The organism is Bacillus sp. Au-Bac7 (genome assembly GCF_021341655.1).
Classification (GTDB): domain Bacteria; phylum Bacillota; class Bacilli; order Bacillales; family Cytobacillaceae; genus Niallia.
Genome location: NZ_JAJTTG010000013.1, coordinates 1 through 10,251, shown reverse-complemented (window position 1 = coordinate 10,251; position 10,251 = coordinate 1). Strand labels below are relative to the sequence as shown.

Annotated in this window: 7 protein-coding genes and 7 tRNA genes; 2 read left to right on the top strand and 12 right to left on the bottom strand. The window is 38.9% G+C overall.

What is annotated here, in order from left to right; translation table 11 throughout:
• Positions 1 to 229: 229 nt before the first annotated feature.
• Positions 230 to 964: a TraR/DksA C4-type zinc finger protein gene (locus LXM54_RS22515; protein WP_233317580.1), complete on the top strand. Its 735-nt coding sequence runs from the start codon at positions 230 to 232 to the stop codon at positions 962 to 964.
• Between the two features lie 43 nt (positions 965 to 1,007).
• Here the strand turns inward: LXM54_RS22515 and LXM54_RS22510 are convergent, their stop codons facing one another.
• The 5 genes from LXM54_RS22510 to glgB are packed head-to-tail and all read right to left on the bottom strand — an operon-like array spanning position 1,008 to position 8,940.
• Positions 1,008 to 3,410, bottom strand: coding sequence for a glycogen/starch/alpha-glucan phosphorylase (locus LXM54_RS22510; protein ID WP_233317577.1), 2,403 nt, complete (start codon positions 3,408 to 3,410; stop codon positions 1,008 to 1,010).
• Positions 3,400 to 4,851: a glycogen synthase GlgA gene (gene glgA, locus LXM54_RS22505; protein WP_233317576.1), complete on the bottom strand. Its 1,452-nt coding sequence runs from the start codon at positions 4,849 to 4,851 to the stop codon at positions 3,400 to 3,402. Before glgA ends, LXM54_RS22510 begins: the two co-directional genes overlap by 11 nt.
• Positions 4,848 to 5,876: a sugar phosphate nucleotidyltransferase gene (locus LXM54_RS22500; RefSeq protein WP_233317574.1), complete on the bottom strand. Its 1,029-nt coding sequence runs from the start codon at positions 5,874 to 5,876 to the stop codon at positions 4,848 to 4,850. The genes glgA and LXM54_RS22500 overlap by 4 nt, the downstream gene beginning before the upstream one ends.
• A 30-nt stretch (positions 5,877 to 5,906) precedes the next feature.
• Positions 5,907 to 7,052 (bottom strand): glucose-1-phosphate adenylyltransferase, encoded by a 1,146-nt coding sequence (locus LXM54_RS22495; protein ID WP_233317572.1) that lies wholly within the window; start codon positions 7,050 to 7,052, stop codon positions 5,907 to 5,909.
• Positions 7,000 to 8,940, bottom strand: a complete 1,941-nt coding sequence (gene glgB, locus LXM54_RS22490) for a 1,4-alpha-glucan branching protein GlgB (RefSeq protein WP_233317570.1) — start codon at positions 8,938 to 8,940, stop codon at positions 7,000 to 7,002. Before glgB ends, LXM54_RS22495 begins: the two co-directional genes overlap by 53 nt.
• Positions 8,941 to 9,254: 314 nt before the next feature.
• On the opposite strand from glgB, the gene LXM54_RS22485 reads away from it, so the two are divergent.
• The gene (locus tag LXM54_RS22485; RefSeq protein ID WP_233317568.1) at positions 9,255 to 9,467 is read left to right on the top strand and encodes a hypothetical protein; all 213 of its coding nucleotides are present in this window, start codon (positions 9,255 to 9,257) and stop codon (positions 9,465 to 9,467) included.
• A gap of 150 nt (positions 9,468 to 9,617) precedes the next feature.
• Here LXM54_RS22485 and LXM54_RS22480 read toward each other — a convergent pair.
• The 7 genes from LXM54_RS22480 to LXM54_RS22450 all read right to left on the bottom strand — a co-directional run bounded on the left by LXM54_RS22480 (position 9,618) and on the right by LXM54_RS22450 (position 10,234).
• Positions 9,618 to 9,689 (bottom strand) — tRNA-Glu (locus tag LXM54_RS22480).
• Between the two features lie 3 nt (positions 9,690 to 9,692).
• A tRNA-Ser gene (locus LXM54_RS22475) sits at positions 9,693 to 9,783 on the bottom strand.
• A 7-nt stretch (positions 9,784 to 9,790) separates the two neighbouring features.
• A tRNA-Asn gene (locus LXM54_RS22470) sits at positions 9,791 to 9,865 on the bottom strand.
• Positions 9,866 to 9,874: 9 nt separating this feature from the next.
• Positions 9,875 to 9,951: transfer RNA gene (locus tag LXM54_RS22465), tRNA-Ile, on the bottom strand.
• Positions 9,952 to 9,957: 6 nt separating this feature from the next.
• A tRNA-Gly gene (locus LXM54_RS22460) sits at positions 9,958 to 10,031 on the bottom strand.
• A gap of 18 nt (positions 10,032 to 10,049) precedes the next feature.
• Positions 10,050 to 10,125, bottom strand: a tRNA-His gene (locus LXM54_RS22455).
• Between the two features lie 33 nt (positions 10,126 to 10,158).
• Positions 10,159 to 10,234, bottom strand: a tRNA-Phe gene (locus LXM54_RS22450).
• Positions 10,235 to 10,251 lie beyond the last annotated feature (17 nt).

Below are 10,251 nucleotides of genomic sequence, written 5' to 3'. Positions count from 1 at the left end.
GACTTATTTTAAGATACACCTCCATTTCCTATTATGTCAATGATGTTATCCTATATTTCCGAATCCTGGTTTGTTATATTTGGATAGCTAAATAACTACTTCTTTTATGTTTATTATTCTTTACACAATGGAGCACTTTTACTTACATGTTTTAAGTGGGCTTAAGGCGGGAACGGTACAGTATGGACATTGGGACATGCATAAATTAATTACTTAAGGATGTGAGATCATGCTTACAAAAGAACAATTAGCAACGTTACAAAAGCAATTGGAAGATAGAAAAGAACAATTAACAAATAGATTAGATGGTAAAGAGGAAGAAACAATGCAAGACTCTGTCGGAGAGTTATCGACATATGACAATCATCCGGCCGATATGGGAACAGAATTATTTGAACGTGGCCGTGACCTAGCGTTAGAAGAGCATGACCAAGCTGAGCTAGACAATATTAATTCTGCTTTAAAAGCGATCCAAGATGGAACATATGGTATTTGTGAAGTTTCCGGAAAAGAGATTCCATATGAACGGTTGGAAGCAATGCCTACTGCCACAACATTAATTGAATACAGTGACCGGGAGTTAAATATGGACCGGCCTGTAGAGGAAGACATATTAGAGCCTGCACACGGCAATGTTTTCCGACACAGCGATACTGCTGAAATCCGTGACTATCAAGATAGCTTTCAAGAAGTTGCCCGTTACGGAACATCCGAAACCCCTGCAGACTTAAAAGGTGATTATGAAGATTATGACAGCCTTTATTCTGACAATGAACAAAACGGCGGCTTTCCAGAAGACTATGAATCCTTTACGGCAAGTAATATAACTGCCCAAAAGCGCGAAGTTTACCGTTCAGATGAAGAGAAGGAGTATGAAGATACCCTCAATGACGCTGGAACAGACGCTCCATTTGGTGATGTTCCCTACAAAAATAGAGACAGTTATACAGATGATAAGAACTAAAAAAAGCGATTGTCAGCTAGCTAAGTGACAATCGCCCTTCCCCTTATTTTAAGGCTTTAATATTCCAAATTTCAGCCGCATATTCTTTAATTGTGCGGTCACTCGAAAAATGTCCCGCTTTTGCAATGTTGACAGTACATTTCTCCAGCCATCGCTGTTTATTCTTATAAGCTTTGTCTACCTCATCTTGAATACAGGCATAGGAGTGAAAATCTTTTAGCAGGAAGTACTGGTCATTCTCCGTTAATAAGGAGTCGACAATTGGTTCAAATTCATTGAGATTTGTTGATAAATGGCCATTCTTCAGCTGGTCAACAACTTGATGAATTCGCTTATCATGATGATAATATTCAGCCGACTTGTATCCTCCATTTTTATATAATTCTAGCACTTGGTCTGCATTCATGCCGAATATAAAAATATTGTCATCGCCAACTAAATCCCTCATCTCAATATTAGCACCATCAAGTGTTCCAACAGTCAAAGCTCCGTTTATCATAAATTTCATATTTCCGGTACCAGATGCCTCTTTGCTTGCAGTAGAAATCTGTTCACTTACATCTGCAGCAGGAAAAATATGCTCTGCAAGGGAAACACGATAATTCTCTAAAAACACAACCTTTATCTTGTCTTCAATTGCTTTATCTTGATTGATTTTATCGGCGACTGAATTGATGAGCTTGATGATTTTCTTCGCATAATAATAGCCTGGTGAAGCCTTCGCGCCAAATACAAATGTCCTAGGAGTAATAGGTAAGGATGGATTCTCTTTAATGCGGTTATATAGATGCATGATATGCAGGACATTCAATAACTGCCGCTTGTATGCATGCAGTCTTTTTACTTGAATATCAAAAATAGATTGCGGGTCAACTATAATTCCATTATTCTCCTTGATGATACGTGCTAATTTCCGTTTATTTTCCTGTTTTACTGCGTCAAGCTGCTCTAAAAAAACAGAGTCGTGCTTGTATTCTAACAGCTTCTCAAGGCTCGAAGGGGTTTGAACCCACTCTGTACCGATTGTATCACTGATAAGATCTGCAAGCTTAGGATTGGATTTAATCAGCCAGCGTCTATGGGTTATTCCATTTGTTTTATTGTTGAATTTTTCAGGGAAGATTTGATAGAAAGCAGCCATTTCCCTCTTTTTCAAAATCTCTGTATGAATTTCTGCCACGCCATTAACACTATGGCTTCCTACTAAAGCTAAGTGCGCCATCTTAACCATACCATGGGCGATGATAGCCATATTCTCAATCCGGCCGAAATCTCCTGGATATAGCTCCCATAGCTGTTTGCAAAAACGTTCATTTATCTCATCAATAATCATATAGATTCTAGGCAACAAAGGCTGAAAAATAGAAATCGGCCATTTTTCCAATGCCTCAGAAAGGGTTGTATGATTTGTATAGGAAATAGCTCCTGTTGTTATGGTCCAAGCCTCTTCCCAGCTAAGCCCTTCTTTATCAAGCAATATCCTCATTAATTCCGGGATTGCCAATACAGGATGTGTATCATTTATATGGATGCTTACATGCTCATGAAACTCTTTTATGTCTTTATATTGCTGTTTGTAATCCTTGATGATAGACTGCAGGCTCGAAGAAACTAAAAAATATTGCTGTTTCAAGCGCAATATTTTACCTTCATCATGTGCATCATCAGGATAAAGAAACTCTGAAATCGCTTCTGTTTCTCTTTTGTATTTCATGATGTCCCCAACATCCTTAGCGAGCAGTGACGCAGGCTCTGCATTCCATAGCCTCAGCGTATTAACGGTACTGCTGCTATAACCGATAACAGGGATATCGTGAGGGACAGCCGTTACAGTTTCAGCATTTAAATGCCGAAACTGCAGTCTTCCATCCTTTTCAAACGAATCAATATTGCCCCAAAAGGAAATATCTACAGCTAGATCCTCTTTCCGGACTTCCCAAACCTGCCCTTGCTTTAACCATTGCTCTGGCAGTTCTAATTGATATCCATCGACAATTCTCTGCTCAAATAATCCATGCTTGTAACGGATTCCAAAGCCGTGGCCGGGAAGATTCAAGGTTGCCAATGAATCTAGGAAGCATGCAGCAAGCCTTCCCAGCCCTCCATTGCCAAGACCTGCATCACATTCAATTTCTTCTACGTCTAGCAGGTCGATTCCTAATTCAGAAAGCCCCTCTTCCACTACTTTATCAATTCCTAAGTTAATTAAATTATGGTGCAGTAATCTGCCCAATAAGAATTCTATTGATAAGTAATACACTTGTTTTCCTTTATTTCTGCGGTAAAGCTCATTTGTATTAATCCAATCTCCGCTAACATACTCCCTGATCATATGTCCTAATGTCTGGAAGTGGTCGCTGCTGGTACAATCTTCAAACGGTTTGCCGTAAGTCATCTCAAGCTTTTGCAAAAAATAAGTCTTAAAATTTTCTTTGTTAGAAAACATGTGTTTCACTCCTTGAGATAAGCTCAGCATATAGTTGGTTATATTTAAATGCTGACTGTGCCCAGCTATTGTCCATTGTCATTGCATTTTTGACAATAGTGCTCCATACGTCTTTGTCATGATAGAATTGTAGGGCTCTTCGGATAGTATAGAGCATGTCGTGAGCATTGAAATTAGTGAAACTAAAACCATTTCCGCTATTAGTAAGTTCATTGTATGAAAACACTGTGTCATTTAATCCCCCTGTCTCCCTGACAATTGGGATATTCCCGTACTGCAATGCAATCAGCTGGCCTAGCCCACATGGTTCAAACTTGGATGGCATAAGGAACAGGTCTGCACCGGCATATATCTTATGTGCCAAGCTTTCATCAAAACCAATATATGCTTTGCATTTATCGGGATATTTGAACTCCATTTCTCTAAAGAAATTCTCAAATTCAGCATCTCCTGTGCCCAGCACAAGAAATTGCACATCCTCCTCCATGATTTCATGGAAGACATGCCGTACTAACTCAAGCCCTTTTTGGCTGGTCAGCCTCGTTATCATTGATATCATTGGAATGGACGCATCCTCTTTTAATCCAAACAGCTTTTGGACTTCAAGTTTATTTTGGACCTTTCCACTAATATTTGTATTCGAGTATTTTTGAATAATGACATCATCTGTTGCAGGATTGTATACTTCTTCGTCTATTCCATTGATGATACCATTTAAGTCACTCTGCCTTAAATGTAAAAGCTGGTTGAGCTTTTCTCCGTAATAGTCTGTTTGTATTTCATTCATATAGGTTGGGCTGACAGTTGTTATTTTGTCAGAAGCAATTAAGGCGGCCTTCATAAAGTTGACATTTCCATAAAACTCTAGCTGATCTGTTGTAAAGTAATCATCATTTAAGTTCAGCATATCTCCAAGGGCCCCTCTTGGCATAATCCCTTGGAACTGAAGATTATGTATAGTAAATACTGTCTTAATCTGACTGTATTCTCGTCTCCATTTATAATCCACATTCAGCAGGAACGGAATCATTGCCGTATGCCAATCATGACAATGGATAATATCTGGATAATAAGATAGATAGGAGAGGCTTTCTAAGACAGCCCTGTTAAAGAATGAGAACCTTTCTCCATCATCGAAATAGCCGTATAGCCCCGGTCTTTTAAAGTAGTATTCATTGTCTATAAAATAAAAAGTGATGCCGTCTTGCTCGAGCTTTTCGATGCCGCAGTATTGATTTCTCCACCCTACCTGCACACGGAAGTCCATTACCTTCTCCAAGTCTTTTAGTAACTTCTCGGGAATGTCCCGATACTTTGGCATAATGATCGTTACCTCTGTTCCTTGTTTCACAAGCTCTTTCGGAAGAGAACCGGCAACATCAGCCAGTCCTCCAGATTTGATAAATGGTACACATTCTGATACTGCAAACATTACTTTCACGAATTCATCAACGCTCCTTGCACTGTCCCTTTTCTAACGACAAATGGTGTATTTTTGCTGCCTGTCATAACCGTTTCATTTCCTACCATAACATCTTTATCTAAAATTACATTTTCTAATACACAATCATCCCCAATAGAGCATTTTTGCATGATGATGCAGTTTTTAAGGCGTGAACCTTTGCCAATTTTCACAGCCCTAGAAATAATGCTGTTTTCTACATCTCCTTCAATAATGCAGCCATTAGCGATCATTGAGTTTTTCACTTCTCCTGTACTCGTATAGCGGGTAGGTGGTTCATCCTTCACCTTTGTAAAGATTGGCCTTTCCTTAATGAAAAGCTGATTCCACGTTTCTGCACGCAATATTTCTTTACTTACTTCAAAATAAGCAGAAATAGAGTCGATTTTTTCCGCATAACCGTTGAATTCATAGTGGCAGATTTTATATTCATGATTGAGGTCAAGCATGACATCCTTCATGCATGTATAGCCTGTAATATCTCTTGTTAAGATTAAGTCTATTAATAGAGATTTCTTGATTAAATATATTTCTAATGAATCTCCATTGTTGGTGATTTCAGTGATATCACAGCCAGAGGTAAGATGGCGTATTAGGACGGGGTTAAAGTCCATGTTAAAAACAGTAAAGCAATTTGCTACTAAAGCATATTCCTGTTTGCTTCGATAAAAATAATCCATATTTGCGGCAAACTGATTAAAAGATCCTATTCCTTCACTATCTCCATCCGTAATGGATGCTGGAAAGAAAAATAATCCGTCTCTTTTTCTGTCTAAGTCCCAATTTTTCCCTGACCCAAGATGATCCATTAATGATCGGTATTGGTACTTTGGAAAGATAGCGACACTGCCTATTCCTGAATTAACCATATTAGAAAGGACGAAATCAATAAGCCTATATCTCCCTCCAATTGGTAAGGCAGCAAGTGTCCTATGTGAAATTAATTCCTCCAAATCATGTTGATATGTTGTAGCATCAATTACCCCTAGCATTGTTCTTAACACTAAAAACCCCTCCCTAGTCTCTGTTGTTAATCAGGATATAAACGCACTAACCATTTCTTCTGTTACGAGCACAACGTCGTTATTACCTTCTTTTGGCTTAATAACCATTCCATCCGGTATCTCGATATCTGACGGAACGATTGCCTTTTCGATATAAGTATTTTCGCCAATCCGAGCATCGGGCATAATAACAGAGCTTCGGACGATTGAACCTGTTCCTACATTTACACCTTGAAAAACAATGGATTTTTCAATATTGCCACTAATCGTGCAGCCTTCATTTATTAATGACTCTTTAACTATTGCATCACTAGAAATATATTGGGGCGGATGGTTAGGATTAACTGTGTAAATTCTCCAATTATAATCTGATATATTCAGTTCACTAGAATTATCTAACAAGTCCATATTGGCTTCCCACAAGCTTTGGACTGTACCAACATCCTTCCAATAGCCTTTGAATGGGTAAGCGACTACCTTCCGTTTCTTCTCAATCAGCATCGGTATAATATCTTTTCCGAAGTCATGGGTTGAATGGCTGTTTTTATCATCCTCTTCCAGCAATTCCTTCAGCACTTTCCACTTAAAGATGTAAATGCCCATGGAAGCGAGATTGTTCTTCGGCTTTTTTGGTTTTTCTTCAAACTCAATGATATCCATCTCTTCATTCGTGTTCATGATACCGAACCTGCTTGCCTCACTCCATGGCACCTCTATAACAGAAATAGAAGCATCTGCCTGCTTCTGAATATGATAGTCTAACATCCATTCATAATTCATCTTGTATATGTGGTCACCTGAAAGAATCAGCACATATTCTGGATCATATTGAGAGAGATAATTTTGATTTTGGTAAATGGCACTGGCTGTGCCTGTATACCATTTCACCTCTGATGATTCGCTGTATGGAGGCAGCACAGTGACACCTCCATTTACCCTATCCAAATCCCAGGCACTGCCAATTCCGATATAGGAATTTAACACAAGAGGTTGATATTGTGTCAGCACACCTACTGTTTCAATTCCTGAATTGGAGCAATTACTCAAAGTAAAATCAATAATACGATACTTACCTCCGAATGGAATGGCTGGCTTTGCCAGCTTTTTTGTCAAAGAGTAAAGTCTACTTCCCTTTCCTCCCGCTAATAGCATTGCGACGCACCGTTTCTTTCCCATTCTCTTTTCTCCCCTTCCGATGTTGAACAGGCCGTAATATGATGATGCTAAAAGCTGGAATCGTCACTGGAACGGAATATGGCTTTCCGTGGAACGAAGTCTCATTGGCCTTTATCATTTTTTTATTTATATAGTTGGCTCCTCCAAACCTCTCATCATCGCTGTTCAATATCTCTCTATAGCTGCCAGCCTTTGGTACGCCAATTAAATAATTCTCATAAGTTTGATAAGTAAAGTTGCAGATAACTACTAGGAAATCTTCCTCCTTTTCTCCTTGTCTAATAAAGGAGAAAACAGATTGTTCATGGTTGTTAGCATCAATCCAATCAAATCCTTCGTGGAGATGATCCAATTCATACAGGGGTTTAGAGCGTTTATACAGCTTCAGCACTTCTTTGAAAAATACATTTGCCTTTTCATGCATTTCATAATCCATCAGCATCCAATCAAGCTGTTCTTTATCCTTCCACTCTGAAAACTGTGCAAGCTCCGCTCCCATAAATAATAGTTTCTTTCCTGGGTGTGTCATCATATATCCGATTAATAAACGGAACTGCGCAAATTTTTGCCAATAATCACCAGGCATTTTATTTAGGAGCGATTTTTTTCCATGAACAACTTCATCATGGGAAAGAGGTAAAGCAAAATTCTCCGAAAAAGCATAGAGCAAAGAAAAAGTAATTTTATTGTGCTCATGTTTTCTATTGGCTGAGTCTGTTTCCATATATGACAGTAAATCATTCATCCAACCCATATTCCATTTATAATGAAATCCTAGACCTCCATAATGTACTGGAGCAGTAACTTGGGGTAGATCGCTTGAATCCTCTGCAAACATCAGAACGGTAGGATCATATTGACAGACGGTTGTGTTTAGCTTTCTTAAGAATTCAACTCCAAATGGGTTAAGCGAATTCTCGCCAGAGTTTGGCCAGTAAATAATATTAGAAACTGCATCAACCCTAAAACCATCAACATGAAAATAATCCATCCAAAAGATCGCGTTGGAAATTAAAAAGCTATGTACTTCCATTCTTCCTAAATCAAAGTTTGCTGTTCCCCATACAAGATTTTCCCTGTCATTAGCATTCGGGTAGTCAAATTGGCTGGAGCCGTCAAATTGATATAAGCCATGAGCATCCTTGCAAAAATGTCCTGGAGCCCAATCTAACAGAACTCCCAGCCCATTCTGATGACATTGATCCACAAAATACATAAAATCCTTCGGCTCGCCAAATCTGCTCGTCGCAGAGTAATACCCAGTGCCTTGATATCCCCAGGAAATATCTAAAGGATGTTCTACTATTGGCAGTATTTCTATATGGGTAAATCCAAGCTCGATTACATAAGGGATAAGCTCATCTGCTAATTCTCGGTATGTATAAAGAGATCCGTCTTCTTTCAGTTTCCAAGATCCTAGATGTACTTCATAAATAGAAACCGGCTCTTTCAAAAAATTTTTTTTCTTCTTTCTTTGAATCCATCTTGCATCATTCCATTTGTAACCTTCCAATGAATAGACGATGGATGCGGTGTTCGGCCTCACTTCCGAATAAAAGGCAAAAGGATCAGCCTTCAAGTGCTTCCTCCCATCCTGACCAGTGATTTCATACTTATATAAAGCTCCGGTCAAATCTTTGGAAATACTGATATGCCATATTCCTTCTTTATTTATTCTTTGAAGGTCATACTGTTCACCTTGCCAATTATTGAAATCTCCTACTAAACGAACAGTCTTAGCATTCGGTGCCCACACACAAAATACCGTACAAATTTCTCCGTTCTCTTCCTTTACATGAGATCCAAACAATTGATAGCTTTCAAATAGATTGCCTTCATGAAATAAATGCTGCTGAAATTCAGTTGGGAATACTGTCTCCACATTCATCCTACTTTCTATGACTATTGATTTGATTCGACTGCAAAAAAAATATAATTTGTACAAACCGTTTTCCCTTTTTTGCTAGTTTTAAAACTATATGATTAAAAAGGGGAAGCAATTCGAAAAAGGATAAAATTATTCATTTAAATGTAATATTCTATTAACATTAATCTAAATCCTTTTTAAGTTTTTTTAAAATTTTATGACAATAAATAACTTTTTATGTTTGCTCTCCGAAAAATAGCAGTGGATTTTTATAACATAGTTTACATTCATTTAAGAAAGGATATTAAAGTAAGAAATAAAGGAGGGATTTGCTGATGAGTAAAAGCGAAGAAGAATATCTTTTAGAACAAAATCAAAAAGATCCTAGTCCCTATTTTGATGCACCAGACAAGAAGATTCTAGCCGCAGATATTTTCCGAGGTCCTCATACAGGAATGTTCTCTGATTTTGACCTGAATAATCCTGGTCAAAAGCTGATGACAGACAGGGACAAGCTTGAGGAAGATATAAAGAAGGGTAACTTTTAGCACTAAATAGCTTATGTCTATCTATGCTGATATAAGCCTAGACTTTTATAAAATATAGTCTATCTTTTTGAGTTATCCACAGGCATAAGCTAAAAAAAACAATAGAAAGAGCTGTTGGCAATATACCAACAGCTCTTTCTATTGTAAGTATGACCCATACGGGATTCGAACCCGTGTTACCGCCGTGAAAGGGCGGTGTCTTAACCGCTTGACCAATGGGCCGTCTGGCGGAGAAGGAGGGATTTGAACCCTCGCGCCGCTTACGCGACCTACACCCTTAGCAGGGGCGCCTCTTCAGCCTCTTGAGTACTTCCCCAAAAAAATGGCTCCGCAGGTAGGATTCGAACCTACGACCGCTCGGTTAACAGCCGAGTGCTCTACCACTGAGCTACTGCGGAACAATAATATGGTGGGCCTAAATGGACTCGAACCATCGACCTCACGCTTATCAGGCGTGCGCTCTAACCAGCTGAGCTATAGGCCCATATATTGGAGCGGGTGATGAGAATCGAACTCACGACATCAGCTTGGAAGGCTGAGGTTTTACCATTAAACTACACCCGCGTTATTAAATTTAAAATATGGGGCGACTGATGGGAATCGAACCCACGAATGTCGGAGCCACAATCCGATGCGTTAACCACTTCGCCACAACCGCCATCATGTTAATCTATTATAATCATGATATTAATGGTGGCTCAGGACGGAATCGAACCGCCGACACAAGGATTTTCAGTCCTTTGCTCTACCGACTGAGCTACTGAGCCTTTATACTTTTTTTGAA

Coding starts and splice junctions, on each gene's coding strand:
- LXM54_RS22485 (WP_233317568.1), top strand. CDS start 9,255: ATGAGTAAAAGCGAAGAAGAATATCTTTTAGAACAAAATCAAAAAGAT.
- LXM54_RS22515 (WP_233317580.1), top strand. CDS start 230: ATGCTTACAAAAGAACAATTAGCAACGTTACAAAAGCAATTGGAAGAT.
- glgB (WP_233317570.1), bottom strand. CDS start 8,940: ATGAATGTGGAGACAGTATTCCCAACTGAATTTCAGCAGCATTTATTT.
- LXM54_RS22510 (WP_233317577.1), bottom strand. CDS start 3,410: ATGTTTTCTAACAAAGAAAATTTTAAGACTTATTTTTTGCAAAAGCTT.
- LXM54_RS22495 (WP_233317572.1), bottom strand. CDS start 7,052: ATGGGAAAGAAACGGTGCGTCGCAATGCTATTAGCGGGAGGAAAGGGA.